A 26453-nucleotide genomic window follows, 5' to 3' on the forward strand; every position below is an offset into this window, starting at 1 on the left:
GAAACCCAACGCCGCAACGCCTTCGACCCCTGGCTACACACCTACAACCACCACCGCGCCCACACCTCCCTCAACGGCCACACACCAGCCCAACGCATTCACAACCTCACAGGGCAATACACCTAGGGCTCCCCAGGAATCCGAGTTCCTGCGTCAAGCAGCTGATGCTCCTCAGCGAACGCAGGTTCCGAGAACGCGCGGTGATGTCGGCCGAGTCCCAACCGCAGCACAACGCTCTGATCGGAAGGCTTGATCAAGGAGGATCGAGTGCGCGACCAACCCGCATGGCAGCAGCGATCGGACGCTTTCAGGGCCGCAACGACACCCGGTGGCCGGGCGCTGAACCGCCGCGGTTTCCTCGTCGGCACCGGAGCCCTGCTCGGCCTGGGCCTCACCCCGGCACCGGCTCGCGCCGCGGCGACACCGCATTGGCGACCGGCGGTGCACTTCACCCCGGCGCGCAACTGGATGAACGACCCGAACGGCCTGGTGCACCACGACGGCGAGTACCATCTCTTCTTCCAGCACAACCCGGAAAGCACGGCGCACGCGAACCTGAGCTGGGGGCACGCGGTCAGCACCGACCTGGTCCGCTGGCAGGAGCTGGACGTCGCGCTGCGGCCGGACGAGCTCGGCGAGGTCTACTCGGGCAGCGCCGTGGTCGACCACCACGACACCAGCGGGTTCTTCGACGGCGGCGCGGGACTGGTCGCCATCTACACCAGCGCGGGCGAAACCCAGCAGCAGAGCATCGCGCACAGCGCCGACCGCGGGCGCACCTGGACCAAGTACGAAGGCAACCCGGTCATCCCGAACCCGGGCGTCGAAGACTTCCGCGACCCGAAGGTCTTCTGGCACGGGCGGTCCGCGCAGTGGATCCTGCTGCTCGCGGCCGGGGACCGCATCGTGTTCTACGGCTCGCCGAACCTCCGGGAATGGCACCGGCTCAGCGAGTTCGGCGCCGCAGAAGGCGCGCACGGCGGCGTGTGGGAGTGCCCGGACCTGTTCGAGCTGCCGGTGGACGGTGACCCGGCGGACACGCGGTGGGTGCTGATCGTCAGCATCAACCCCGGCGGTCCCGCCGGCGGTTCGGCCACGCAGTACTTCCTCGGCGACTTCGACGGGACCACCTTTTCCGCGCAGGGCCCGGCCGACGGGATCCGCTGGGCCGAGCGGGGAGCCGACTTCTACGCTCCGCAGTCCTTTTCGGACGTTCCAGCCGCGGATGGCAGGCGGCTGCTGATCGGCTGGCTGAGCAACTGGGACTACGCCGAGCAGGTGCCCACGGATCCCTGGCGCGGAGCGATGACCGCGCCGCGGCAGGTCGGCCTCACCGCGACCGCTTCCGGGGTGCTGCTGACCCAGCAGCCGGTCGCCGAGCTGGAGTCCCGGCGTGCGGGGGTGCGGCGATGGCGAGGCGTCGTCGGCGAATCGGCGCCGGAGTTCACCGGAACCGCGCTCGACGTCGTCGCCGAGTTCCGGCTCGGGACGGCGAGCGCGTTCGGGTTCGACGTGTTCTCCGGCGGTGGACGGCGCACCCGAGTGGGCTACGACGCGGATGCGGGCGAGCTCTTCGTCGATCGCACGCAGTCCGGATCGGCACCGGTCGGCCCCACGTTCCCGGCACGGCACGGCACGCCGCTGGACCCGGCGGGCGAGGTGCTGCGGATCCGGTTGCTCGCGGACCGCTGCTGCGTAGAGGTGTTCGGGGACCGGGGGCAGGCGGTGCTCACCGACCTGGTGCTGCCGGATGCGGGTGCGGACCGCCTGTGCTTGTTCTCCGCTGGAGGCCGGGTCGAGGTCATCTCGCTGGAAGTGCACGAACTCGCTTGACGAGATGGTTTCGCCGCCCGGCGCCCGCCGAACCGGGAACTGCGCCGCGAACCCGGTATTGACTGAACCCGTGACAGAGTGTTGGCTCTCCGGCTGTTCGTGCCGGCCCAGGACAAAGGTGTCTCCATGCGACTGACGCGCTTCGGGGGAGTGTTCGGCGGCACCGTGCTGGCGATCGCGACCACGGTGGCCCCCACTCCGATGCAAGCCGTTCCGGCCCAGCCGCCCGCCGATTGCGCCGCCGGGCCGGGATGGGAGCTGTCCACCGGCGAGTTCGACAACACCTACACCCGGCACGCCTTCGTCGGCAACGGCTACCTCGGGCAGCGGGTGCCGCCCGCCGGGATGGGCTACATGGCCACCGGCGAGGAGACCGGGTATCCGCTGAAGACGCCGCGGCTCGACGGTGCTTTCGTCGCCGGGCTCTACGGGCTCGCGCCGACGGACCAGACGCCGAAGGACCGGCACTCGATCGCGGCGATCCCAACCTGGTCGACGCTCGGCGTCGGCGTCGGCGACCAGGAATACGGCGCATACACGCCGCCGGAGCAGATCTCGCACTACCGGCAGACCCTCAACGTCCGATGTGGACTGTTGCGCACCGAGCTGACCTGGACCGCCCCGGACGGCCGGGCCACCGACCTGGTCTACGAGGTGGTGGCCGACCGCGCGCACGAGCGCGTGGGCGCGGTGCGGGTCCGGATGACCCCGCACTGGGACGGCCAGGCGCGGGTCACCGACGCGATCGACGGCGCAGGCGCGCGCCGGATGCAGCCGACCGGTGGTGACGCGAACGGCGACACGGTCCGGGTCGGGTTCTCCACCGACGGTGTCGGCGCCAAGGGGACCGTGGCATCGACGCTGCGGCCGGGCTCGGGCGTGGACGTCACCGAGCACCGGCGCAGCGTCGACGGGCTGACCGCCGAGCACACCGTGGATTTCCCCGTCGAACAGGGCGAAACCTACGAGCTCGGCAAGTTCGTCGGCGTCGACACCTCGCCGCAGCACGCCACTTCGGCCGTGTCGGCCTCGCACGACGCCGCCCGCCGCGGCTGGCAGGACCTGTTCAGCGAGCACGTCCAGCGGTGGCTGCGGCTGTGGGACAGCGACATCCGCGTCCCGGGGCGCCCGGACCTGCAGAACTCGTTGCGCTCGACGCAGTACGCGCTGCTGTCGAGCGTGCGCGAAGGGCAGGACACCAGCATCCCGCCCGCCGGGCTCAGCAGCGACAACTACGCGGGCCTGATCTTCTGGGACACCGAGCTGTGGATGTACCCGAGCCTGCTGCTGCAACACCCGGAACTGGCCAAATCGGTGGTCGAGTACCGCGAGAAGACGCTGCCCGCCGCGCGCGCCAACGCGGCCGCTCTCGGCCAGCGCGGCGCCTTCTACCCGTGGACCAGCGCGGACACCGGTGATCTGGAGAAGGACTGCCACAGCTGGGATCCGCCGCACTGCCGGACGCAGAACCACCTGCAAAGCGACGTGGCGCTGGCGGCGTGGCAGTACTACCTGGCCACCGGTGACCGGCAGTGGCTGCGCGAGCACGGGTGGCCGGTGCTGCAGAGCATCGCGGAGTACTGGACCGGCCGGGTCACCCCGAACCCGGACGGCAGCTACTCGATCAACAACGTCGCCGGGCCCGACGAATACAGCAACGGCGTCAACGACGGGGTTTTCACCAACGCCGGAGCGGCCACCGCGCTGCGCCAGGCGGCGGAAGCCGCTCGCGTGCTGGGCGGGCAGGCACCCCCGCAGTGGACCGAGATCGCCGACAAGCTGCGCATCCCGTTCGACCCGCAGCAGCAGGTGTTCCAGCAGTACGACGGCTACCAGGGGGGCAAGATCAAGCAGGCCGACACGGTGCTGCTGCAATACCCGCTGGAATGGCCGATGTCGCCGGAGGCGGCGGCGAACACGCTGGACTACTACGCGCCGCGCACCGATCCGGACGGCCCGGCGATGACCGACGCGGTGCACGCGATCGACGCCGCCGCGGCAGGCGAACCCGGCTGCGCCACCAACACCTACCTGAACCGCTCGATCCGGCCGTTCGTGCGGGAACCGTTCGCGCAGTTCTCCGAGGCGCGCGGGGATCAGGCGGGGGAGGGCGCCGGTGCGCCCGCGCTGAACTTCCTGACCGGAGGCGGCGGGTATTCGCAGGTGTTCACCTTCGGGCTGACCGGCCTGCGCTGGCGCGCGGACGGCGTCGCGCTCGACCCGATGCTGCCGCCGCAGCTGCCGCGAGGCGTCGAGCTGACCGAATTGCATTGGCAGGGCAGGACTTTCGACGTCCGCGTCGGCCCGGAGACGAGCACCGTCGAACTCCGCGGGGGAGAGCCGTTCACGGTGCACGCGCCCGACGGTGCGCACGTCGTGAGCGAGGCGGCGCCGCTGAGCCTCAAGACCCGCCGCCCGGACCGTGCTCCGACCGACGACCTCGCGCGCTGCAAGACCGCGACCGCCACGTCCGAGGACGCGGGCAAGTACGCCGAAGCCGCGGTCGACGGCAGCCCCGCCACGACATGGGAACTGGACGCCACCGGCCCGGGATCGCTGACCGTCGATCTCGGCGCACCGCAGCGGATCTCCCGCATCACGCCACAGTGGACGGACACGAAGCCGGTGTCGTCGCGCCTGCTGACCTCTGTGGACGGTGTGCACTTCCGGGAAGCCGCGCCGGAAATGCCGGAAGGCCGCACGGCGCGGTTCGTCCGCGTCGAGCTCACCAACCCGGAAGGCGAGGGCAACGCGGGCCTGCGGGAGGTGACGGTGCAGCCGTGACCCGGAGATTCCGTCCACGAAGGACCTTCACTCCCGCGGCGGTCCCGTGGTGTCCCGCACGACCAGGCGCGTCGGCACCACCACGTCCTGCCCGGACGGTTCCTCTCCCTCGGTGGTCGCGAGTTCGACCGCGGTCCGGGCCAGCCGGGCCGCGTCCTGGCTCACCGAAGTGAGCCGGACCGTCGCCAGCGCGGCGGTCCGGGTGTCGTCGTAGCCGACAACGGAAACCTCGCCGGGCACCGCGATTCCCCGCGAACGCAGGGTCAGCAGCAGGCCGAGCGCGATCATGTCGTTGTGCGCGAGCACCGCCGTGGGCGGGCCGCCCTGCGCGAGCAGGTGATCCGCGATCCCGATCCCGGATTCCTCGGTGGGTGCACCGCCGATGACCCGGGGCTCGAGTCCGCGCGTTCGCATCGCCTCGGCGTACGCCGCGCGGCGGACCGCGCTCATGGCGCAGTCCCCGCCGTCGGCGTAGGCGATGTCGCGATGGCCCAGCGAGACGAGGTGCTCGACGGCGTCGGTGATGCCCTGCTGATCGTCGGCGCGCACCGAATCCGCCTGGCCCGCCCGCAGTTGCGAGCCGATGGTGACCACTGATGCCCGAGTGGTCAGCTCGGCCAGCTGCCGCTCGGACAACGCCGGGCTGATCAGCAGCAGCGTGCGGGCCCGGTCCCGCAACAGGCTCTCGGCGGCGTCGGTCTCCGAGCGGGTCGCGGTCGCCGCGCTGAGCACGAGGTCGTGCTCGCAGCCGTCCGCGGCGCGATAGAGGTTGTCCACCACGTCGGTGTGGAAGGGCTGGTCCAGTGCGAAGGTCACGCCCAGCACCCGCGGCTGCTGCCTGCGCAGCAGGCTGGCTTGCCGGTCGGCGCGGAAGCCGAGCCGTCGCGCGGCTTCCAGGATGCGTTCCCTGGTCGGCTCCGAGACGCCGGAAGCGCCGCGCAGCGCGACCGAGGCCGAGGAGACCGAGGTCCCGGCGGCGCGGGCGACGTCCACGATCGTCGCCCGGCCGGAGTTGGTGGGCACTTGGCTGACCTCCTGTGCGCGGGGCCCGAGACCCGCTGAGTATGTATTGACATAAGGACCATAGCTGCCTAGTGTCTGCCGTCGCAGGTTACCGAAACGTTTCGGTAGAACTCTTCCCGCTCCCGCACCTCCCCGACTCCGGTCGCCCCTCCGGGCCCGGCCTCGGGCGACGAGAGGACTCCACCCGATGTCCGAGCAACCGCTGTCGGTCGCCGTGATCGGCGCCGGCATGGCCGGGCGCAGCCACGCGGCCGGTTATCGGCAGGTCAACACGGTTTTCGGCGCGGGGCTGCCGCCGGTGCGGCTGGCCGCGATCGCCGACGCCGACCCCGATCTCGCCGCCGACGCTCCCGCCGCTACGGCTACGAGCGGGCGGTCTCCGGCTGGGAGACGATCGCCGCGGACCCGTCGATCGACGCGGTCAGCATCGTCGTCGGCAACGACCTGCACCGGCCGATCGCCGAAGAGCTGATCCGCGCGGGCAAGCACGTGCTGTGCGAGAAGCCGCTGGCCGGTTCGATCGCCGACGCGGAGGCGATGGTGGCCGCCGAACGAGCCGGCGACGTGGTGACCTCGGTCGGCTACACCTACCGCCGCTCACCGGCGCTCGCCGCGATCCGCGGGCACGTGCGCGACGGCGAACTGGGCGAGCTGAGCCTGTTCAACGGCCGCTACTGGGCCGACTACGCCGCCGACCCGCGCGGTCCGCTGAGCTGGCGGTTCAACGGCGGCCCCGGCAGCGGCGCGCTCGGCGACCTCGGGGCGCACCTCATCGACGTCGCCGAGCACATCTGCGGCCCGATCTCGTCGGTCACCGGCGGGCTGCTGTCCACGCAGATCCCGCAGCGGCCGGTTCCGCTCGGCCCGGTGGTCGGGCACGAACCGGCTCCGGTCGGTGCCGAGCTGGGAGAGGTCGGCAACGAGGACACCGCGGCGTTCACCGCGCGGTTCGGCTCCGGGATCACCGGCTCGTTCTCCGTTTCGCGCACCGCGTTCGGAATGCCCAACGGGCTGGCCGTCGATGCCTGCGGGGTGTCCGGGCGGGCGTCGTTCGACTGGCACCGCCCGGCGGAGTACACCTTCGACGACGCGCAGCCCGAAGCGCGCACCCGCGGTGCCCGGCAGGTCATCGCCGGGCCACAGCTGCCCTACTTCGCGGGCGGCTACCCGATGCAGGCGCCGGGCAACGGCGGCGGCAACGCGGAGATGTTCGTGTACCAGTGCCGCGCGTTCCTCGATCAGATCGCGGGCATCGCCGACCCGCTGCCCGCGTGCGCCACCTTCGCCGACGCCCTGCACACCATGAACGTGATCCGCGCCGTCGTGCGCTCCGCCGAGGACGGCGGCGCCGCGGTCGAGGTCGCCTGAACCGGAGGTACCGCGATGCCGCTGAAACTCGGCGCTTACACCGCCTGTCTGCACGACCGCCCGCTCGGAGACGTCCTCGACGTGCTCGCGGCCAACGGGTTGAGCTCGGTCGAGGTCAACACCGGTGGTTTCCTGCCAGCGCCGCACTGCCCGGTGGACCTGCTGCTGTCCTCGGAGGCCGCCAGGCGGGACTACCTGGCGGGCTTCGCCGCGCGAGGCATGGAGCTGACCGGGCTCAACTGCAACGGAAACCCGCTCAACCCGCTACCCGGCGTCGGCCCGAAGCACGCGAACGACCTGCGCCGCACCATCGAACTCGCCGGGCTGCTCGGGGTGCGCAACGTGGTGACCATGTCCGGCACTCCCGGCTCCGACCCGGCGGCGAAATACCCGTCGTGGGTGGTGAACCCGTGGGACGGCGTCTACCTGGACGTGCTGGACTACCAGTGGGGCGTGGCCGCCGAGTTCTGGACGGAGATCGACGGGCTGGCGCGGGCCCGCGACGTGCGGGTCGCGGTCGAGATGCACCCGCACAACCTGGTGTTCTCCCCGGTGACGCTGACCAGGCTGGTCGAGCTGACCGGTGCGACCAACGTCGGTGCCGAGATGGACCCTTCGCACCTGATGTGGCAGGGCATGGACGTCGCGGCCTGCATCCGCCACCTCGGGCCGCTGGTGTTCCACGCTGCGGCCAAGGACGCCGAGATCTGCCCGGGAGCCGATGTGCGCGGCGTGCTGGACACGTCGTTCTCCCGGGTGCCGGCCGATGCGCCCGGCAAGGTCCCGACCGGTATCGGGCACTGGGCCAACGCTTGGCCGCAGGACCCGGCCTGGAAGTTCGTCGCAGTGGGCGTCGGACACGACGTCGCGTACTGGAGCGGATTCCTGACCGCTCTGTCCGAAGTGGACTCCGACATGGCCGTCAACATCGAGCACGAGGACGCCGACTACTCCCAGCTCGACGGGCTCGGGATGGCCGCGGAGACGCTGCACGCCGCGGTGGCGAAGACGTGAGGCCCGGTCCTTGCTCGTTGCCTGAAAGCTCTGCTGGGCGGCGGCTCCGCCGCGCTGGGCTCGGCTTCCGATTTGGTCCATTGTGGATAAAGGTCGCTCGCGGCGAACATCCGATCATTCGCTGTGATGTTCGGCGAAATACGCTGGGCTGATGGACACGACCTGGGACCCTGCGGCGACCGGTGTGCTGCGCTTGCCGTCCGGGCGGCTGGTGCGCGGCCGCGGGCTGCGAGACGGGTTGCCCGCCGGACCGAAACCCGACTTCGCGCTGCACCTGCGCGGGCGCAGGCCGCCGGAGACGGAGTGGGAGAGCCGCTGGCTGCGCTGGCCGGACTTCTGGTTGCCGACCGACCGCGCCGGTTTCGAAGCGGCGCTGCGGGAGGCGCTGCAGCGTTCGGCGACCGAGCGGGTCGAGATCGCCTGCGGCGGCGGGTTCGGCCGCACCGGTACGGCGCTGGCCTGCCTGGTGGCGATGGACGGGCCGTCCGAGCACGATCCGATCTCCTACGTGCGCGAGAACTACTCGAAGCGCGCCGTGGAGACGCCTTGGCAGAAGCGGTTCGTCGGCCGCTTCTCGTGAGCCGGGGCGCGTGCGGTCAGCCTGCTTCCGGCGCGGGCCGGCTCGGCCGGCGGCTGCTGCGGTAAGCCGCGACGGCTTCGGCGGTCGCGGGCTCGCGGAAGACCTCGGCGAACACGTCGACGCTGGTGTCGACGCTGCGCTGCAAGCCGTCGTTGAGCCAGGTCTCGAACAGCGATTTCTGCGCGGCGATCACCTCGGGCGTGTGCGCGGTGACCGATGCCAGCAGTTCCAGCGCCACCGTCCGCAACCGTCCCGGTTCCACCATGCGGTTGGCGAGGTCGTGGCCCGCGAAGGTGCCCAGCGGGTAGAGCTCGCCGGTCAGAACGAGTTCTTTGGCCTTGGACAGGCCGATGTACTGGTGCAGCAGCGCGGCCTCGACCACCGACGGGATGCCGAGCTTGACCTCGGGCAACCCGACGCGCACCCCGTGGTGGGCGACCCGCAGATCGCAGGCCAGCGCCAGCTCGAACGCCGCGCCCACGCAGTGGCCGTTGAGCACCGCGACGGTCGGCACCGCGCAGTGCCGGACTTCGGCGAGGCAGTCGCGCACCCGCGAGATCACCGCTCGCCCGTCGTCCGGGCCTGCTTCGGCGAAGGTGTCCAGGTGCATCCCGCCGGAGAACACGTGCCCGCTGCCGGTGAACGCGATCGCCCGCGCCCGGCCGTGCACGCCGCGGACGGCTTCGGCGACCTGCTCCAGATCGTCCAGGTGCAGGGCGTTGCCGTTTTCCGGGCGGTCGAAGGTGATCCAGCGGACGTCGGCTTCGTCCGCAACACGGGGCTGTCCCACGGTGCCTCCACAACGTGCCGGGTGAAGCGTCCAGTTCTGCGCCTTGGTGCCCGCCGCGGTCAAGTGCCGGGGCCGTCGAGGACGCCGCAGCCCTCGACGATGCCGCAGCGCTCCACGACGCCGCAGCTCTCGACGATGCCGAGGCCACGAAGACACCGCGCCCCTCGAAGACACGGTGCGCGATCGGGTAGGAAGGTGCCGGCAAGGATCCGCGCGAAAGGTTCAGCAGTGGCAGACGCGTTCTACGTGCCCAGTGGCGACGGCTTCAGCTCGACCGACAGCACGGCCGGGCCGTGGGCGCCGGACGCGCAGCACTTCGGACCACCGGCGGCGCTGCTGACCAGGGAACTGGAAGGCTGCGGCGACGACGGTGGGGCGCTGGCGCGCATCACCGTCGAGATCCTCGGCCCGGTCCCGATCGCTGAACTGCGGACCGGCGCGCAGGTGGACCGGCCCGGCAAGTCGGTGCAACTGCTGTCCGCCGAGCTGCGCACCGCCGACCGGGCGGTGGCGAGGGCTTCGGCGTGGCGGTTGGCGAGCACCGACACCTCGGCGCAGGCCAGCGGAGCGGCACCGGCTTTGGCGCCGCCGCAGGACGGCGTGCCGTTCGGGCGTCCGGAGGGCTGGTCGCCCGGCTACATCGACGCGGTCGAATGGTGCGCCCTGTCCGGTTCGTTCCAAGAGCCCGGCCCGGCGACCGTCTGGGCCAGGCAACGGATTCCGCTCGTGTCCGGGGAAGAGCCGACGCCGCTGCAACGGCTGATGACGATCGCCGACTCCGCCAGCGGCGTGTCCACCTGGCTCGACCCCACCCGATTCCTGTTCATCAACACCGAACTCACCGTGCACGTCCAGCGCGAACCGGTCGGCGAGTGGATCGGCCTGGACGCGCGCACCGTTCTGGGGCCGAACGGCACGGGCACGGCCGTCTCGGTGATCCACGACGAGCAGGGCCAGGTGGCCAACAGCAGCCAAACCCTGCTGGTCCGGCCGCGCTAGCGCGCGTTCACGGTTCCGCTGCGAACCGCGCCTTGATGGCCGGGCGATCGGCGCCCGCCGCGAGCAGGACGGTCAGCAGCAGCCGCGCTTTGACCCCGTCGAAGGCGACGCCGCTGATCAATCCGCGGCCGAGCAGGTCCTGCTCGGAACCGGGGAATCCGTAGGTCGCCTCGTAGAGCTCACCGCCACCGGTCCGGCCGGCGAACACGACCGGGATCCGCTCGTTCAGCTCCGCGAGCGAGTCCACGGCGAAGCTCGGCACGTGCCCACCGCCGAACACTTCGAGCACCATCCCGTCGTGCCCGGCGGCGTGCTGCGGCAACAGCGGGCCGGACCCCAGCCCGAACTTGACGATCCCCACCGACGGCACCCGCTCGCCCAGGACCTGCAGCGGCGGCGGGTGGTGGCGCGGCGCCAGCGGGATCCGCACCTTGCCTTCGTGCACCCGGCCGACGGGCCCGGCGTTCGGCGAGTCGAACGCGGTGACGCTGGAGCTGTGGGATTTCCGCACGTAGCGCGCCAAGTGGATCTCGTCGGCCAACACGACCAGCGGCCCGAGCCCCTCGGCTTGCGGCGCGGCGGCCACGCGGACCGCGGCCAGCAGGTTGGCCGGGCCGTCCGCTCCCGGCAGGGAAGGGTTGCGCATCGCCCCGGTGAGCACGACCGGCGGGCCGCCCGCGCCGAGCAGCAGGTCGAGCAGGTAGGACGTCTCTTCCAGCGTGTCGGTGCCCTGCGTGATCACGAACCCGTCGGCGGGCCGGGTGCGGATCACCTCGGCGAGCTCGGTCACGTCGCGGACCGTCAGGTCGCCGGACGGGGACGTGCGCAACGACTCCGCTTCGATCCGGGCGGATTCGCCGATGCCGGGCACGGCCGCGAGGAGTTCCTCCGGGCCGAGCCGGGGGACGGCTGCGCTCCGGCCGGACTCCGGCACCGACGCGATGGTTCCACCCAGCGCCAGCACGAGAACGCGCGGTTTCGGCATCGATCGCCACCTCGTCGCTTCAGGGCAGTTCGCGGTCGAAAGGATAGCGTTGGTTCGTGTCGAACGGGAAGCGCTCGCGGAAATCCTCGGCGATGTTCGCGAACGTGTCGAATGCCACGCCTTCGTGGCCGAGGATGTGCTCGATGAGCCGTTCCAGCATGAGCAGCACTTGCGGGCGTCCGGAAACGTCCGGGTGAATCGTGATGGGGAAAATCGCGTACTCGTATTCGCGGTGCACCCAGTCGAACTGGTCCCGCCAGATCTGCTCGACATCCCGCGGGTTGACGAATCCGTGGCTGTTCGGGCTGCCCTTGATGAACAGCATGGGCGGCAGGTCGTCGACGAACCAGTTGAAATTGATCTCCACCAGGTCGATCTCCCGGCCGCGCTGCAACGGTCGCATCCAGGACGAGGCGGGCAGGTTCAGATCGATCTTGGTCCAGCTGTCCCCGGTCCGGGCGTAGAACGGCTGGAAGTCGTGCAGCGCTTGGCTGTGGTCGTAGCGGAACCCGTTCTTCAGCAGCAGGTCCGCGGTGACCGGCGAGAGCTCGCACCACGGCGCGATGTAGCCGCGCGGCTTGGCTCCGGTGAACCGCTCGATCAGCTCGATCGAGCGGTTCAGCACGTCCTCCTCCTGCTGCGGGCTCAGCTTGATCGGATTTTCGTGCGAGTAGCCGTGCGCGCCGATCTCGTGGCCTGCCGCGACGATCTGCTCGATCCGGTGCGGGAAGGTCTCGATGGAATGCCCGGGCGCGAACCAGGTGGTGGTCAGGCCGTATTCGCGGAAAAGCTGCAGCAACCGCGGGACGCCGACTTCACCGGCGAACATGCCGCGCTGGATGTCCGCGGGCGAATCCTCGCCACCGTAGGATCCGAGCCATCCGGAAACGGCGTCGATGTCGGTCCCGATGCAGACCTTGATTTCCTTCGCCATTGTTTCTCCTAGCGGTGTGCCGCTGCGGGCGAGTCGTGGCGCGGGTCGTCGAGAAATCCCGTTCGGTCGTTGCGCGTGACGAAAGTCAGGCTAAGCCGTGCGGCGGCACCGCGCATGGAGCGTTCCCGCGGCTCGCGCCGCGTCGGACCGGCCGGTTCAAGTGGGTACTGTCGGTCCGGCAGGGGCCGCTGCCCGAGCGCAGTCCGGCTTCGTCGGGGAGTGGAGAGGTGTCATGAGCAACATCGAGGCAGCGCCCGCAGAGCTCGAGTGCGGCTCGGCAGCGGACGATCGGGTGCGCGGCCAGCTGATCGAACCGCGCGAGGTGCCGCTGGGCGGCCCGCGCGGAATGCAGGTTCGGCGCACGTTGCCGCGGCGCGCGCGGTCGTTGATCGGTGCTTGGTGCTTCGTGGACCACTACGGTCCCGAAGACGTCGCGGCGACCGGTGGGATGCGCGTCGCGGGGCATCCGCACACCGGGCTGCAGACGGTGTCGTGGCTGTTCAGCGGCGAGATCGAGCATCGCGACACCACCGGTGCGCACGCGCGCGTGCGACCCGGCGAGGTCAACCTGATGACCGCCGGTGCGGGGATCGCCCACTCCGAGTACTCCACTGCGGACACGACCGTGCTGCACGGTGTTCAGCTGTGGGTGGCGTTGCCGGAGCGAAGTCGTTTCACCGCACCGGGTTTCGAGCACTTCGCACCGCCGGTGGTCGAGCACGAAGGCGCTCGTGCACTGGTGTTCATCGGTTCGCTGCTGGGGTGCACCGCACCGGTGCGCACGCACACCCCGTTGCTGGGCGCGGAGATCACGTTGCCCGCGGAGCGGGAAGTGCGGATCGAAGTGGATCCGGCGTTCGAGCACGGCGTGCTCGTGGACACCGGCGCGGTGGCCGCGTCCGGAGTCGAGGCGACCGCGGGCGGGCTCGTGTACCAGCCGCCCGGAGCGGGCGAGCTGTCGCTGCGGTCCGCGGACGGCGCGCGGGTCTTGCTGCTCGGCGGACCGCCGCTGGGCGAGCAGATCGTGATGTGGTGGAACTTCGTCGGGCGCTCGCACGAGGAGATCGTCGAGTTCCGCGAGCAGTGGCAGGCCGAACGCGACGGTGCGGGAACGGGCCGGTTCGGGCCGTTCCCGCAGCAATGGGCCCAGACGCTGCCCGCACCGGCGTTGCCGAACGCCAGGCTCCGCCGGCGCGGATAGGTCCTCGGCGGCGGAGCCCGGGCCGCGCCCGAGTCGCGGCCCGGGCGCGCCGGCTATTGGGAACTCACCGCGCCCCGGGATCGTGCAGCGGGTTCACGACGTGGCCGTGCACCGCCGCGTGCGGCCGCTCCGGGCGGTCCCGGTAGGAGTCCAGCAGCAGCCGGTTGCGGTTCAGGCACAGCCGCTCGATCTCCGGGGTCAGCAGGTCGAACATCGCGAACCGGTCGGCGAGTTCAGGGGCCTTCGCCTGGTAGTTCAGCACCTCGTCACGCACCATCTCCCAGAACCGCTGCTGGGCGAGCCCGAGGTGATCCTCCACCAGCGGGGCGAGGTAGCGGAAATGCCCGACGAACAGTCCACTTTGGATGAACTGGCACAGGAACTGCGGCTGCTCGCGCAGCAGCACTTCGGAGACCTTATCGGGAATGCCCGCCAGTTCGGGCAGCGGCGCGTCGGCGACGTTGACGTCGTCGACGAAGTCCTTCACGGCCAGCCTGCTGGGCACGTCGGCTTCGTCGAACACGACGATCACGTTCTCCCCGTGCGGGGAGAACACCAGCCCGTATCGGTACAGGAAGTGCAGCAGCGGCGGCAGCAGCGCGCTGAACAGCCGCTGCAGCCAGGTTTCCGCGTCCAATCCGGACCGGTCGACGAGCTCGCGCACGAACGCGCGGCCGTCGTCGTCGACGTGCAGCAGCGAAGCGAGCGTGCGGGCGCGTTCGGACTCGTCGAGCTTGCCGCTGATCGGTTGGCGCCAGATCGCGCCGAGCAGTTCCCGGTATTGGTAGGGGACGTCCGGGATCTCCTCCAGCACCGGGTGCCGCACGGTGACCGAGGCGACCTCGCCGAGCAGCACCACGCGGGCTTCGTCCCGCAGGTACGGGTCGTTGTCCGCGAGCCCGAGCACCCACGCGGTCAGCGCTGGCGCGGCGACGGTGCGCTCGGTCGGCAGCCCGCGCCAGACCAAAGTGTTCAGAATGGACACCGGCAGCTTCACGTGGTGGCGCTGCGGGTCGTCGACGTTGGTGAAGGTGCGGATGGACTGCTGCGGGCGGTAGTGGTCCGGTCCTTCGCCGAGCGCCACGATTCGGCCCGCCGCGATGTCCGCGGCGAAGGTGGGCAGCACGATCTCGTCCCACTGCCAGGGATGCACCGGCAGCCAGCTGTAATCGGCCGGGTCGAGGCCGCGTTCGCCGAGCTGGTCGCGGAATCGCTGCCGCGTCGGCTCGTCGAGCTCGTCCTCGATCAACCGCTCGCTGGGCAGCCAGTCGACTCCGCGGTACGCGGCCAGCGAGGTGTGCACCGCGATCCACGGCAGCCGCATCGCCGATCGCGCCTCCGGCGCGTAGCGGGACGTGTCCGAGGCGGAAAAGCCGACGCGGCCCTTGTTCGGCACGATCCACGGGTGCCCGGTCTGGTGCCCCTCCAAGTCCACATAGGACAGATCGGCGAGTTCGGCTGAACTGCGGCCCGATCCGAGCAACCGGGTGTCCGCGGCCAGCGTCGCGCTGAGCTCCCGCGCGAGATGCCCGGCGGTGTCGCCGGTGATGCCCAGCGTCGAGCGCGCGTCGAGCAGGAACCGCAGCGGGTCCGAAGCGGGCTGCTCGCCGTCCGCGGTGCGGCGCACGATCGAGTCCGGGCGCACCGTCCAGTGCCCGAACGCTCCGCGGCGGGCGGAAAAGCCGTAGGAGATGCCGTCCGGCAGGTCGAGCCGGTACCGGCCCGGTTCCACCTCCTCCGGTTGCAGCAGCAGCTCGTAGGAGAGCTCGGCCAGCGACTTGGCCAGCATGTCGCGCCCGGCGCGGTTCCAGCGGCCGGCGTCGAGTTCAGCGGGTACGGACAAGAACATCAGATACCTCCGGAGACAGCGGTCGGTCGGGCACGGCGGTGCGCAGCAGCGGGATGGCGGCCACGGCCAGCACGGCGAACAAGGCGGCACCCATCGCCAGTGGCGCTGCCAGGTTCGCGTCGGCCCCGGACGCGGCGATCATCGGCGCCACCAGCAGTCCCGCGTGCTGCGCGGCGGCCACCAGGCCGTAGCCGGTGCCGGATCCGCGGGCGGCGCCCAGCACCCGCAAGTCGAGTCCGACCTGGGCGAGCCCGAGGCCGACTCCGAACACCACCCGGCCGAGCGCGAGCAACAACGGTTCGGTCGCGACCGCCTGCACCGCCAGGCCGACCGCGGCCAGCGCCACCGGCCCGGTCAAACCGGGGGCCGTGCGCGCTCGGATCGCCGCGATCACGGCAGCAGCGTGCGCGAGCGCGAACAGCAGGGCACCGCCCACTTCGGACGCTCCCCGCGCCGCGGCGAATTCGGTGAAGAAGGGGCGCACCACCGCACCGGCCAGTGCGAACAACAACACCGCGACCGCCAGCGGTGGCAGCGCGAGCCGCGGCGCCCGGTACGCGGGTGTTGCGGTGTCCGGCGCCTGCGGAACGCCGGTTCGGCGGAACGCCGTGATGCAGGCGAGCAGCAGTGCCACTTCGGCGACCGCGAGAGCGGGCAGCGCCCGCATCGGGTCGGGAACGGTCACGATCGTCGTGCCGAGCGCGGCGGCCAGCACGATCGCGCCTTGCAGCACCGCGACGTATTGGCGCACCCCCGGCAGCAGTCCGTCCGGGTGCGTCCCCGCGGTGCTCGGGTGCGCCACGAGCACCACCGACTTCACCGCGACCAGCGCCACACCGATCGCGGTGAACGCCGCGAACGTCGGTGCGAGCGCGAGCGCGATGGTCAGCAGCACCGCCGCGGACTGTCCGAACAGGACCAGCGAGTGCAGCCGCCAGCGCCGGGTGGCCAAGCCCCACAGCGGCAGCGCCAGCACGGCGGCGACCCGGGTGAAGGTGATGAACCAACCGGTGGCGGCGAAGTCCTGCACCCCGAACGCCGCCCGGAACAACGCCGGGTAGAACGGGGCCAGTGCCGTCTCGGTCACCATGTGCATTCCGGCCGCTGCCAGCAGAACCGTGCGCGAATGCATCAGGTGACGCCGAAGGTCGTGAACGAGTTGCGCTCCGGCAGCCGGTAGACCTTCCGCCCGGATGCGGAGTTGACGATCGACGCCGCCCGGTGCGCACCCAGCCCGAGGTCCGGGGCGCCGACGCCGTGGCTGTGCATCTCGGCGTTCTGCACGTATAGCCCACCGGTGACCTCTGCGGACAGCGCCACCCGGTAGTCGTCGTCCACTTTGTACCGACCCTTGCCGTCCCAGTCCACCAAGTCGCTCATGGTGTCCAGAAAGGACGGTCGCCGTGCGGTGTAGCCGGTGGCGAGCACGACCTTGTCGGTGCGGACATCGAACTCGCGGTCCTGCTCGGTGTGATGGCAACGCAGCTCGACCCGTCCCGCGGCGCGCTGGGCGCCGGTGACGGCCACGTTCGGCATCAGCGTCGAGTCCGGCTCGCGGCCGCCCACGCAACGTTCGTAGAGCACGTCGTGGATCGCACCGAGCGTCCCGGCACTGCCCGCCTTGTAGAGCTGCCACTGCGACGGCACCACCTGGTCCCGGGTTTCCTGCGGCAGCGTGCGGAAGTAGCCGGTGTAGTCCGGGGTGAAGTGCTCCAGCCCGAGCTTCGAGTACTCCATCGGCGCGAACGCGGGGGAGCGCGTCAGCCACCGCGTCCGCCGCCCGGTCCCTTCGCGCTCGCTGAGCAGGTCCAGCGCGACCTCCGCGCCGGACTGCCCGGAACCGATCACGGTCACGTCCCCGGCCGCGCGCAACGACTCCCGGCGGTCCAGGTATTCGGCGGCGTGGAAGACGTCGTCGCCGAGCACGTCGCGGAACGCTTCGGGCACCACGGGCCCGGTCCCGACGCCCAGCACGACGTTGCGCGCCGCGAAGTCCTGGTGCTGCCCGGTTTCGACGTCCTCGGCGCGGACCAGGAACAGCTCCTGCTCGGAGTCCCACCGCACCGCGGTCACCCGGCGCCCGAACCGGCAGGAGTCCAGCGAGTCGGCGACCCACCGGCAGTAGTGCTCGTACTCGCGGCGCGAGATGTGGAACTTCTCCGCGAAGTAGAAGGGGAACAGCCGGTCGTGCTCGCGCAGGTAGGACAGGAACGACCACCGGCTGGTCGGGTCGGCCATCGTGACCAGATCCGCCAGGAACGGCACCTGCAGCGTGGTGCCTTCGATGAGCAGCCCGGGATGCCAGCTGAACTCCGGCTTCTCGTCCAGGAACGCCGCCGAAACACCGGGTACCTCCGCGGCGAGCGCGGCCAGCGACAGGTTGAACGGGCCGAGACCGACCCCGAGCAGGTCGTAGCTGCGGCTCATGCGGCTGATTCCCCTTCTGCGAACGGGTTCGCGATGTCCACGTAGACCGACTGGGTCTCCAGCGGGCCCACCAGCTCGTCCATCCCGCCGAGCCGGGTCAGCAGGTTCGCCTTGCACCGCAACGAGGACGACTCGGCGAGTCCCGCCGCGAGCGGGAGATCGGAGAACTCGCGCAGCCTCGCCCGCAGCAGCGCGAGCAACCGCCGCTCGTCGGCGAGGCCTTGCGAGCCGAACGCGCCGACCAGGCCGATCAGGTTGTTGATGCCGATGTAGTAGCCCAGCCGCTCGTCGATGACCGCGTCGTCCACCCGGTTCTCCCCGGCGATGCCGACGCCGGGCAGGAACCGCTCCAGCTCTGCCACCCGGGTTTCGGACAGGTAGTAGCCCTGGTTGTCCCGGTACCAGCCGCCGTTTGGCCAGCCGTCGCCGTCGAGTCCGATCAGGGAGTTCTGCTGGTGCGCCTCCAGCCCCACGCCGTGCTCGCGGTAGAGCCACAGCACCGGAGCCACCAGGTGGTCGAAGTAGCGCGCGCACCACTGCTCGGCGACCTGCTGACGGGACTCACCGGTGCGCTCGACCAGCCCGCCGATCACCTGCTGCAGCGCGGATCCGCCCAGTTCCGGGCGTTCCGCGAGCAGCCCGGCGACGCAGGCCGCGCGCTGCTGCGCGCCGAACGGGTTGTCCCGCAGCAGGACTTCCCAACCGCTTTCCGCGCCATCGGGCGAATCGCTGGGCACGTCCACGGTGAGCCACGCCGGATCCCGCACGATCGAGAAGTCCGGATGCGCCGCGGCGAGCTCACCGGCCAGGCCCGCGTCCAGCAGCCGGTCGATCTCCACGCCGCGGTGCAGTTCCTTGCGCAGGTTCTCCCGCTTCGAGTTGGTGATCGGCAGGCCCAGCGAGAACTTGAGCATCACCGGCGCATCGGGGTGGTAGACCGTGCGGATCGACGAGGTGGGAAACCAGCGCGGACCCTGCACGCCGAGGTCGTGCAACAGCCCCGCATCCAGCAGAGCTCGCACGCCCTTGGTCCCGAGCAGCGACCGCGCCTGCCACGGGTGCACCGGCACCGGCACCGTGCCTTCCGGAACCTCCGGCGCGAAGCCTTCGAGGCGCGCTTGCGGCCCGCCGTCGGAGGAGACCACCGACCGGTCGGCGGCGAACCAGTGCAGCGCGAAGCTCCCGCGCAGTTCCGGCGAGTAGGCGGCCGCCTCCTGCTCGCTCCAGCCGTTGCGGCTGTTCGGCGTCGGGTGCATCGGGTGCCCGAGCACCAGCGCCTGCTCGGCGGCGAGGAACGGGGTGCTCGCGCCCTCCGGCGAGTCCCGGCGTTCCCGCAGGTGCCGGGTGGTCCGCTGCTGCGAATCGGCGACCCGCGCGAGCAGCTCGGTGACCTCGGCGGCGTTCCCGGCCGAGCCTTCCAGCGACAGCAGCGCGGCGACGGTCACGGCGTTCGGGCTCGCACCCCCGGGCAAGCGCACGGAACCGAAGCGGTGGTGCCCGGTCGGGGACCGGTGCAGCACCTCGGCCACCAGCGCGGTGCCGCTGGCAGGCAGCGGGATTCGCACCTCGCCGGTGTCCGGCACCGGCACGCCCGTCTCGCGGAACCAGCACCGCAACAAGCCGCCGGTGGTCGCCGCGTCCGCAATCGCCGCGTCCGCAGTCGCTGCGTCCAGCAGGGCTGCGTCCGGCGCGGCTGTGTCCGGCGAAGCCTCGTGGTCCGCCCAGCGGCCGGTCATCGGACCTCCTTGTTGCCGGCGGCCAGCACGTCGGCCAGCAGGGCGTCGATGTCGCCACCGGTCGTGTTCGGGTTCAGCAGGGTGAGCTTCAGCCACACCGAGCCGTCCAGTTCGGTGCGGCCGACCACGGCGGTGCCCTCGTCCAGCAGCCTCCGGCGCAGCCGCGCGTTGACCGGATCCGGATCACCGGACTCCGGCAGGTACCGGAAGACGACCGTGGTCAGCACCGGATCCCGGTACAGCTGCATCCGGGGGTGCGCGCGCACCGCCGCGGCGGCGTGCCGAGCCTGGTCGTGGCAGCTGTCCACCAGCTCGCCGAGCCCGCGGCGGCCGAGAGCGCGGAAGGTCGTGAGGATCTTGACCGCGTCCGGCCGCCGAGTCGTGCGCAGCGAACGGCCGAGCAGGCTGCGGAACCCGGCGTCCTCGTCATCGGCGGTGTTCAAATAGGCCACCCGCCGCTCCACCGGCTCGAACGATGCGGCTCGCCGGGTCAGGAACACCCCCGCGGCGACCGGCTGCCAGCCCAGCTTGTGCAGGTCGATGCTCACCGAGTCGGCCAGCTCGACGCCCTCCAGCAGCGGGGCGAGGCGCTGCGAGAACAGCGCACCGCCGCCGTAGGCGGCATCCACGTGCAGCCAAGTGCCGTGTTCACCGGCGATGCGCGCGATCTCCGCGAGCGGATCGAGCACGCCCAGGTCGGTGGTACCCGCGGTGGCGATCACCGCGACCGGGACGTCGCCGCGTTCCCGCAGGTCGGTGAGGGTCGAATGCAGTGCCCGCGGATCCATCCGGTACTCGTCGTCGACCGGGACCCCCACCACGCTGTCCTCGCCGAGACCCAGCACGCCCGCGCTGCGCGCGACGGAGAAGTGCGTGGTCTCCGAGCACAGCAGCCGCAGCCGCCCGTGCGCTTGCGGGGGGAATCCGGACGCGACGGGGTGCGCGCCGAACTCGGCGGCCAACGCGTGTTCCCTGGCCAGCAACAGGCCGGTGAGGTTGGACTCGGTGCCGCCAGTGGTGACCGCGCCGCCCGCGGTGTCGGGGTCGTAGCCGGTGCACGCGGCCATCGCGCGCACCACTTCGGACTCGGCGCGGTTGCCCGAAGGCGCCTGGTCCCAGGAATCCAGCGAGGAGTTCAGCGCCGCGGCGACGACCTCGGCGGCGACCGCGACCGCCAGCGGCGGGGTGTGCAGGTGCGCGGCGCAGGCGGGATCGGCCGGGTCGGCCGCGCCCGCGGCGAAGTCCTGCAGCACACCGGCCAGCGCGGGTTCGGCGCCGATGCCGTCCTCGGGAAGCGGATCGGCCGCCAGCAGCGCGTCGACGGCGCCGGGGCCGCCCGCAGGCAGCGGCCCGGCGCGTTCGACCACGCCTTTGGCCAGGGCGTCGAGCGCGGTCGCCAGCAGCGGGCGCAGGTTCGCCGGCCCGCTGCCGCCGCCCGCGAGCTCGGTGCGGATCGTCACGTCGGGGTCTCCTCGTGCTCGGGTCGTGCGGCAACGCACCGCGCGCGGCGTCGCACCGGCGGCGGTGTGCTGTCTCGCTGTGTTGAGCCACGGCCGTGCGTCGTCGTCTGCGGCCGGACAGGAAAGGGCTGGTTAGGTTTGCCTACCCTGGTCGAGAACGCACGGTAATCATCGTCGCCGCGGTTTTCAACACCCCGGATTCCTCCGCGCCGCGCGTCGTGTCCGCGCTCAGCGCGATCACCTGGGGCGAACTCACCGAACAAGATCGACAATTTTTTCCCGCGGCGGACAAGCGGGCCGGGATTCGATTGCGCGGCGGACTCGGTTCGCCGGATGTGGAACGTTTTCGGATCGCGCGCGCTCGGCGGGAATCGCGTTCCATTTGATTCGTTCAACGAAGTTCCGCGCCTGCTCCCGGTGCGCTCGGCGATCCGTTGCTCCGATCGTGATTCGGCTCTCGATCACTATGCAAGATGAATGGTTAGGTTAGGCTCGCCGAGCTTGTTCGAGACTTAAAAGGAGCAGCATGTTCCGACCAAGACGCCTGCTGGCCGCGGTCACCGCCACACTGACCCTGACCGCTGCCGCGGCATGCGGCGCGCAGCCCGCCGATCAGGCGTCTCCCCAGCCGGGAGACCGCGTGGTCGAGCACGCCATGGGGCAAACGACGATCAAGGGCGAACCGCGGCGGGTGGTGGTGCTGGACACGGGCGAACTCGACGCGTCCCTCGCGCTCGGCGTCCGGCCGGTCGGTGTCGTGCAGCCGGACGCGGGCGGCTCGTTACCGCCGTACCTGGCGCAGCAGGCGGGCAAACCGGAGATCGTGGGCACGATCGGCTCGCCGAACCTGGAGCGGATCGCCGCGCTCAAGCCGGACCTGATCCTGTCCAGCAAGGTCCGCGACGGCGAGCGCTACGACCAGCTCAGCGCCATCGCGCCGACCGTGTTCGCCGAGACCACCGGCAAGACCTGGCAGCAGAACTTCCTGCTGGACGCCGAAGCGCTGGGCAAACCGGCCGAAGCGCAGCGCATCCTCGGCGAGTACCGGCAGCGCGCGGCCGCGATCGGCGCGCAGGCAGGGGATCCGGGGCGCACCAGGGTCAGCATGCTGCGGTTCGTCCCCGGCGACATCCGGCTCTACGGCAAGGGCTCGTTCATCGGCAGCATCCTCGCCGACGCCGGGTTCGCCCGGCCGCAGAACCAGCAGGCGGACACGACCTTCACCCGGGTCAGCCGGGAGCAGGTCGGTCAGGCCGACGGCGACCTGCTGTTCTACGCGGCCTACGGCGACAACTCCCGCGGCCAGATGAACGACGTCATCGGCTCGGCGCAGTGGCCTGCGCTGGGTGCGGTGCGTGCGGGCAACGCGGTCGAGGTTCCGGACGGCACCTGGTTCCTCGGGCTCGGGCCGATCGCGGCCAACCTCGTGCTCGACGACCTGCAACGGCAGGTCGCACGACGCTGACCTGCAACGGCAGGTCGCACGGCGCTGACCTCCGCGATTTCGTCGGGCGGATTCGCGAGCCCGTTCCGGCCGCCTTCCGGCACTGGTCGAACTCCGCCATTTCCTGCGGCGTCCGCGAAGACGTCGCAGGAGTGGCGGCGCTCGCGCATGGGGACTGGCAAACTACCGCGGACGGCGGAAAAGGCTGTTTTCTCCCGGCGATCCAACTGCGCCGGGTGAATCTGTCCGAGCCGCTGTTTCAGCCGTTTAGTGGTTGTAACGCGGAAGGTTCTCCCGCCGCCCGACTTCGCGGTAGGCCAGCGCGCTGGTGTGCACACCGCCGTCGTCCAGCTGCGAAACGGATTCGCGGTAGATCTGCTGCCACGGCGTCTGGTGCGGTCGCACCGGGTAACCACCGGCGTCGGCGAGTTCTCGTTCACGCTGCGTGATCTCGTCCTCGCCGATCAGCACGTCGACCCGCCCGGCGTTCAGGTCGACCCGGACGGCATCGCCGGTGCGCAGGATCGCCAGCCGTCCACCGGCCGCGGCCTCCGGCGCCGCGTTGAGGATTGACGGCGATCCGGAGGTGCCGGACTGCCTGCCGTCGCCCATGCACGGGAGTTCCTCGACGCCCGCGCCGAGCAGCGCGGCAGGTGGCTGCATGTTGACGACCTCCGCCGATCCGGGGTGCCCGAGCGGGCCGGACCCGCGCATCACCAGGATGCAATCCGCGTCGATCCGCAAGCCGGGATCTTCGATGCGCTCGTGGTAGTCCTCCGGCCCGTCGAAGACGATCGCGCGCGCGGTGAAGGCGTTCGGCGACTCGGGGTCGGACAGGTAGCGGGCGCGGAACTCCGCGGAGATCACGCTGGTCTTCATGATCGCCGAGTCGAACAGGTTGCCGCGCAGCACCCGGAAACCCGCGCCCGGCGAGCCCGCCACCGAAGCGAACGGGTGGATCACGTCGGGGTCCGCGGTGCCGCTGCGGGGAAGGTTCTCGGCGATGGTGGAGCCGTTGACCGTCACCGCGTCCGTGCGCAGCAGGCCGCCGTCGGCGAGTTCGGCCAGCACCGCGGGCACGCCTCCGGCGCGGTGGAAGTCCTCGCCGAGGTAGGTGCCGCCCGGCTGCATGTTCAGCAGCAGCGGGACCTCCTGCCCGATCCGCTCCCAGTCGTCGAGCGTGAGTCCGACCCCTGCGTGCTGGGCGATCGCGTTGAGGTGGATCGGTGCGTTCGACGACCCGCCCAGCGCGGAGTTGACCACGATCGCGTTGTGGAAGGCGTCCCTGGTCAGCACCTGCGACGGCTTGCGATCGGCACGGACCAGCTCGACGGCCTGCAGCCCCGTCCGGTAGGCCATCTCGGCGCGTTCCCGGTGCGGCGCGGGGATCGCGGCGTTGCCGGGCAGGCTCGTGCCGAGCGCCTCGGCCAGCGCGTTCATCGTCGAAGCCGTGCCCATGGTGTTGCAGTGCCCGGCCGAGGGAGTGCCGGCCGACACGAGGTTCCAGTAGCCGTCCTCGTCGATCTCGCCGGCGGCGAACTTCTTGCGCGCGGCCCACAGCACGGTGCCGGAACCGCAGCGCCCGCCGTCCACCCAGCCGTTGAGCATCGGACCGCCGGAGAGCACGATCGCGGGCAGGTCGGCGGTCGCGGCCGCCATCAGCGCCGCCGGTGTCGTCTTGTCGCAGCCGGTGGTGAGCACCACCCCGTCGAGCGGGTAGCCGTGCAGCACCTCGACCAGCCCCAGGTAGGCCAGGTTGCGGTCCAGCGCCGCGGTCGGGCGCCGCGCCGTCTCCTGGATCGGGTGCACCGGGAACTCCATCGCGACACCGCCCGCTTCCCGGATGCCCTCCCGCAGCCGCTGCGCCAGCTCCAGGTGGTGGCGGTTGCAGGGGGACAGGTCGGAACCGGTCTGCGCGATCCCGATCACCGGCTTGCCCGCCTGCAGCTCGGCCCGCGACAGGCCGTAGTTGAGGAACCGTTCGAGCATCAGCACGCTCGTGCCCGGATCGCCCGGGATGTCGAACCAGTCCTGCGAGCGCAGCCGGCGGCCGTCGTTGCCCGTCATGTTCCTCCTCGCTGCCGCGCCCGGTGCCGGGCCGCGGACTGCGGTGTCCTTGGCCGATCAAGTATGCGCATCGGCGGTGGCGAACAACAGGCTCCGCCGGGGACGTCCGGAGCCGCGCGACGCGGCGTCGACGCCTTCACCTGGACCTATCGCGCATCGGCTGGCAGCAGCGGCTGACCGAACGGCACTGATCGAGCGGCGCGCGGGCGTGTCGGCGCGGCCGATCAGCCGTAGCGCAGGCCGTGCCCGAACCGGTACGCGGGTTCGGCGGTGTCGAACGCGACGTCGGGCCTGCTCGCCGCGACCGCCTCGGCCGACGAAGGGATGTCGAAGGGCAGTCGGCCGCGCGGTTCGGCCTCCCCGAACAGCACCCGCGCGACCGCTTCGTCGCAGGCGCCGAACTCCACCACCAGCGCGGACACGGCCTCGGCGAGGGGGCCGAGCAGCGCGGGCCGGTCGAGGTGCACGACGGCCGCGGTCGGCACCGCGGCGGCGATCCGGCCGATGCGGTCGAGCTCTTCGGCGGACCACGCGAGGGAACCGGCGCGGAAGAAGCTCTCCAGGTCACCCGGCGTGCCGCGCTGCTCCCACGGCGCGGTCAGCCGCAAGATCGCGACGTCGGCCTCCTCCGGGCTTCCGACCGCCTGGGCGCGGCCGCGCAACGCGGCCGGATCGACGTTCTCGGCGTAGACCTTGATCCCGGAACGCAGCGGTAGACCGGCGGCCGAGCCTGCGGTGTTCTGCACCAACGCGTGCGCGGCGGCCTGCGCTTCCAGCCCCTGCTCGCGGGCGTCGGCGGCACCGACGACCGCCGCGGCGCGTCCGGCGTCGACGAACGGGTCGTCGAACAAGCCGAGGCGGAACTTCTCGCGCAGCACCCGGCGCGCCGAGGAGTCCAAGCGACGCTCGCTGACCGCGCCGGACTCGACCAGGGAGATCAGTACGTCCGTGCTCGACTCCCCGCCGAACTGGTCGATCCCGGCCTCCAGGGCCTTGCGCATCCGCTCGGCGTGCGAGAGGTGCTCGACGCCCCAGCACATGTCGCTGAGGATTCCCCAGTCGGAACACACGATTCCGTCGAAGCCGAGATCCTCGCGCAGCAGGCCGGTCAGCACCTGCCTGCTGAAACCGAACCCGACTTCCTCGAGCTCGGTGCCGACCGGCATCCCGTAGTACGGCATGACCTGCGCGGCACCCGCGTCGATGACCGCGCGGAACGGCTCCAGGTGCTGATCGAAGCACCCGCCGGGATAGACCTGCTCACGGCCGTAGGGGAAGTGCGGATCCTCGCCGTCCCGCTGCGGTCCGCCGCCGGGGAAGTGCTTGACCATGGCCGACACACCGGCGCCGGCCGGCCCTTGCAGACCCCGCACGTAGGCGGCGCCCAAGCGGGCGACCGTGTCGGCGTCCTCGCCGAAGGTGCCGTTCTGGCGCGCCCACCGCGGTTCGGTGGCGAGGTCGAGCTGCGGGTGCAGCGCGGTGCGGATGCCGACCGCCAGGTATTCCCGGCGGGTGACCTCCGCGAAGCGCTCGACGAGCTCGGCGGACCCGAGCGCGGCGAACCCCAGCGGCTCCGGCCACTGCGAGAACGGGCCCGCCAGGAACGCCGCGGCCGGGTTGTCGGTGAACGAGTGCCGCGGGTCGCTGGAGATCGTCACCGGGATGCCGAGCGGGTGCTCGCGGGCGGCGCGCTGCAAGGCGTTGTGCCACTCGGCCGTCTCGCGCGCCGAGGACACCTCGAGCACGTTCATCTGCGTGATGCGCCGCTGCAGCAGGGTGCGCACGGAAGGCGTGCCGAAAGTTCCGGGCCGGTCGAAGTCGCCCACGTCGGCCATGGGCTGGAACAGCAGCCCGGCCTTGTCCGCCAGGTCCATCCGGGACAGCAGATCGGCCACCCGCTGATCCACGTCGAGCGCGGCGTCCTGGTAGGGGTGCTGAGGCGTCATGCGCGCAACCTCT

General features: G+C 71.2%; 21 protein-coding genes and 1 pseudogene. 11 read left to right on the top strand and 11 right to left on the bottom strand.

The genetic code is table 11. The annotated features are described in order from the left end of the window. The 3 genes and pseudogenes from INP57_RS27825 to INP57_RS27835 form a co-directional block, all read left to right on the top strand. Positions 1–126: pseudogene (locus INP57_RS27825) on the top strand (IS481 family transposase); the annotation flags it as partial. 141 nt (positions 127–267) lie between these two features. After that, on the top strand, positions 268–1833 hold the full coding sequence (locus tag INP57_RS27830; RefSeq protein WP_307850320.1) for a glycoside hydrolase family 32 protein: 1566 nt from the start codon (positions 268–270) through the stop codon (positions 1831–1833). Between the two features lie 126 nt (positions 1834–1959). After that, positions 1960–4617 (top strand): glycosyl hydrolase family 65 domain-containing protein, encoded by a 2658-nt coding sequence (locus tag INP57_RS27835; protein WP_200073345.1) that lies wholly within the window; start codon positions 1960–1962, stop codon positions 4615–4617. Positions 4618–4644: 27 nt separating this feature from the next. Here the strand turns inward: INP57_RS27835 and INP57_RS27840 are convergent, their stop codons facing one another. Beyond that, on the bottom strand, positions 4645–5640 hold the full coding sequence (locus INP57_RS27840) for a LacI family DNA-binding transcriptional regulator (protein WP_307850321.1): 996 nt from the start codon (positions 5638–5640) through the stop codon (positions 4645–4647). 187 nt (positions 5641–5827) lie between these two features. Between INP57_RS27840 and INP57_RS30610 the strand changes: the two genes are divergently transcribed. The 4 genes from INP57_RS30610 (at position 5828) to INP57_RS27855 (ending at position 8602) form a co-directional block, all read left to right on the top strand. Then, entirely contained in the window at positions 5828–6112 is a 285-nt protein-coding gene (locus INP57_RS30610; RefSeq protein ID WP_374220984.1) for a hypothetical protein, read from the top strand. Next, on the top strand, positions 6034–7008 hold the full coding sequence (locus INP57_RS27845; RefSeq protein WP_374220985.1) for a Gfo/Idh/MocA family protein: 975 nt from the start codon (positions 6034–6036) through the stop codon (positions 7006–7008). Before INP57_RS30610 ends, INP57_RS27845 begins: the two co-directional genes overlap by 79 nt. A gap of 15 nt (positions 7009–7023) precedes the next feature. Further along, positions 7024–8022, top strand: coding sequence for a sugar phosphate isomerase/epimerase family protein (locus INP57_RS27850; protein ID WP_200073347.1), 999 nt, complete (start codon positions 7024–7026; stop codon positions 8020–8022). Positions 8023–8173: 151 nt separating this feature from the next. Then, on the top strand, positions 8174–8602 hold the full coding sequence (locus INP57_RS27855) for a protein-tyrosine phosphatase family protein (RefSeq protein ID WP_200073348.1): 429 nt from the start codon (positions 8174–8176) through the stop codon (positions 8600–8602). A gap of 16 nt (positions 8603–8618) precedes the next feature. Here the strand turns inward: INP57_RS27855 and INP57_RS27860 are convergent, their stop codons facing one another. Further along, on the bottom strand, positions 8619–9392 hold the full coding sequence (locus INP57_RS27860; RefSeq protein ID WP_200073349.1) for an enoyl-CoA hydratase/isomerase family protein: 774 nt from the start codon (positions 9390–9392) through the stop codon (positions 8619–8621). 228 nt (positions 9393–9620) lie between these two features. Here INP57_RS27860 and INP57_RS27865 point away from each other — a divergent pair, with 228 nt between their 5' ends. Continuing rightward, positions 9621–10391: a thioesterase family protein gene (locus tag INP57_RS27865; protein WP_200073350.1), complete on the top strand. Its 771-nt coding sequence runs from the start codon at positions 9621–9623 to the stop codon at positions 10389–10391. Between the two features lie 7 nt (positions 10392–10398). Here INP57_RS27865 and INP57_RS27870 read toward each other — a convergent pair whose 3' ends face one another. Continuing rightward, positions 10399–11376 carry an asparaginase gene (locus tag INP57_RS27870; protein ID WP_233628485.1) on the bottom strand — a complete coding sequence of 326 codons (978 nt, stop codon included), beginning with the start codon at positions 11374–11376 and terminating at the stop codon, positions 10399–10401. 19 nt (positions 11377–11395) lie between these two features. After that, on the bottom strand, positions 11396–12310 hold the full coding sequence (locus INP57_RS27875; RefSeq protein ID WP_200073351.1) for a polysaccharide deacetylase family protein: 915 nt from the start codon (positions 12308–12310) through the stop codon (positions 11396–11398). Between the two features lie 232 nt (positions 12311–12542). Here INP57_RS27875 and INP57_RS27880 point away from each other — a divergent pair, with 232 nt between their 5' ends. After that, positions 12543–13511: a pirin family protein gene (locus INP57_RS27880; protein WP_200073352.1), complete on the top strand. Its 969-nt coding sequence runs from the start codon at positions 12543–12545 to the stop codon at positions 13509–13511. Positions 13512–13575: 64 nt separating this feature from the next. Here INP57_RS27880 and INP57_RS27885 read toward each other — a convergent pair whose 3' ends face one another. Genes INP57_RS27885 through INP57_RS27905 form a run of 5 tightly spaced genes read right to left on the bottom strand, consistent with a single transcriptional unit; the run spans position 13576 to position 20983 of the window. Further along, positions 13576–15360, bottom strand: a complete 1785-nt coding sequence (locus tag INP57_RS27885) for an IucA/IucC family protein (RefSeq protein WP_200073353.1) — start codon at positions 15358–15360, stop codon at positions 13576–13578. Continuing rightward, positions 15338–16492 (bottom strand): hypothetical protein, encoded by a 1155-nt coding sequence (locus INP57_RS27890; protein WP_200073354.1) that lies wholly within the window; start codon positions 16490–16492, stop codon positions 15338–15340. The genes INP57_RS27885 and INP57_RS27890 overlap by 23 nt, the downstream gene beginning before the upstream one ends. Then, the gene (locus INP57_RS27895) at positions 16492–17787 is read right to left on the bottom strand and encodes a lysine N(6)-hydroxylase/L-ornithine N(5)-oxygenase family protein (RefSeq protein ID WP_200073355.1); all 1296 of its coding nucleotides are present in this window, start codon (positions 17785–17787) and stop codon (positions 16492–16494) included. The genes INP57_RS27890 and INP57_RS27895 overlap by 1 nt, the downstream gene beginning before the upstream one ends. After that, the gene (locus INP57_RS27900) at positions 17784–19523 is read right to left on the bottom strand and encodes an IucA/IucC family protein (protein ID WP_200073356.1); all 1740 of its coding nucleotides are present in this window, start codon (positions 19521–19523) and stop codon (positions 17784–17786) included. The genes INP57_RS27895 and INP57_RS27900 overlap by 4 nt, the downstream gene beginning before the upstream one ends. Then, complete coding sequence (locus tag INP57_RS27905) at positions 19520–20983, bottom strand: pyridoxal phosphate-dependent decarboxylase family protein (RefSeq protein WP_200073357.1); 1464 nt, start codon at positions 20981–20983, stop codon at positions 19520–19522. The genes INP57_RS27900 and INP57_RS27905 overlap by 4 nt, the downstream gene beginning before the upstream one ends. Before the next feature lie 95 nt (positions 20984–21078). Here INP57_RS27905 and INP57_RS27910 point away from each other — a divergent pair, with 95 nt between their 5' ends. Then, positions 21079–21369, top strand: a complete 291-nt coding sequence (locus INP57_RS27910) for a hypothetical protein (RefSeq protein ID WP_200073358.1) — start codon at positions 21079–21081, stop codon at positions 21367–21369. A gap of 140 nt (positions 21370–21509) precedes the next feature. Continuing rightward, the gene (locus tag INP57_RS27915; protein ID WP_200073359.1) at positions 21510–22448 is read left to right on the top strand and encodes an ABC transporter substrate-binding protein; all 939 of its coding nucleotides are present in this window, start codon (positions 21510–21512) and stop codon (positions 22446–22448) included. 246 nt (positions 22449–22694) lie between these two features. On the opposite strand, the gene INP57_RS27920 is transcribed toward INP57_RS27915, so the two are convergent. Beyond that, the gene (locus INP57_RS27920) at positions 22695–24494 is read right to left on the bottom strand and encodes an IlvD/Edd family dehydratase (protein WP_200073360.1); all 1800 of its coding nucleotides are present in this window, start codon (positions 24492–24494) and stop codon (positions 22695–22697) included. 224 nt (positions 24495–24718) lie between these two features. Next, the gene (locus INP57_RS27925) at positions 24719–26440 is read right to left on the bottom strand and encodes a glycoside hydrolase family 3 protein (protein ID WP_200073361.1); all 1722 of its coding nucleotides are present in this window, start codon (positions 26438–26440) and stop codon (positions 24719–24721) included. Positions 26441–26453: the final 13 nt, after the last annotated feature.

The sequence above is a fragment of the Saccharopolyspora galaxeae genome (assembly GCF_016526145.1).
Lineage (GTDB): Bacteria > Actinomycetota > Actinomycetes > Mycobacteriales > Pseudonocardiaceae > Saccharopolyspora_C > Saccharopolyspora_C galaxeae.

Excerpts from the sequence above, each read along its gene's own strand:
- INP57_RS27870 (WP_233628485.1), bottom strand. The coding sequence starts at position 11,376 with ATGCCGAAACCGCGCGTTCTCGTGCTGGCGCTGGGTGGAACCATCGCG.
- INP57_RS27850 (WP_200073347.1), top strand. The coding sequence starts at position 7,024 with ATGCCGCTGAAACTCGGCGCTTACACCGCCTGTCTGCACGACCGCCCG.
- INP57_RS27900 (WP_200073356.1), bottom strand. The coding sequence starts at position 19,523 with ATGACCGGCCGCTGGGCGGACCACGAGGCTTCGCCGGACACAGCCGCG.
- INP57_RS27920 (WP_200073360.1), bottom strand. The coding sequence starts at position 24,494 with ATGACGGGCAACGACGGCCGCCGGCTGCGCTCGCAGGACTGGTTCGAC.
- INP57_RS27895 (WP_200073355.1), bottom strand. The coding sequence starts at position 17,787 with ATGAGCCGCAGCTACGACCTGCTCGGGGTCGGTCTCGGCCCGTTCAAC.
- INP57_RS30610 (WP_374220984.1), top strand. The coding sequence starts at position 5,828 with ATGTCCGAGCAACCGCTGTCGGTCGCCGTGATCGGCGCCGGCATGGCC.
- INP57_RS27925 (WP_200073361.1), bottom strand. The coding sequence starts at position 26,440 with ATGACGCCTCAGCACCCCTACCAGGACGCCGCGCTCGACGTGGATCAG.
- INP57_RS27875 (WP_200073351.1), bottom strand. The coding sequence starts at position 12,310 with ATGGCGAAGGAAATCAAGGTCTGCATCGGGACCGACATCGACGCCGTT.
- INP57_RS27880 (WP_200073352.1), top strand. The coding sequence starts at position 12,543 with ATGAGCAACATCGAGGCAGCGCCCGCAGAGCTCGAGTGCGGCTCGGCA.
- INP57_RS27915 (WP_200073359.1), top strand. The coding sequence starts at position 21,510 with ATGTTCCGACCAAGACGCCTGCTGGCCGCGGTCACCGCCACACTGACC.
- INP57_RS27885 (WP_200073353.1), bottom strand. The coding sequence starts at position 15,360 with ATGTTCTTGTCCGTACCCGCTGAACTCGACGCCGGCCGCTGGAACCGC.
- INP57_RS27835 (WP_200073345.1), top strand. The coding sequence starts at position 1,960 with ATGCGACTGACGCGCTTCGGGGGAGTGTTCGGCGGCACCGTGCTGGCG.
- INP57_RS27855 (WP_200073348.1), top strand. The coding sequence starts at position 8,174 with ATGGACACGACCTGGGACCCTGCGGCGACCGGTGTGCTGCGCTTGCCG.
- INP57_RS27890 (WP_200073354.1), bottom strand. The coding sequence starts at position 16,492 with ATGCATTCGCGCACGGTTCTGCTGGCAGCGGCCGGAATGCACATGGTG.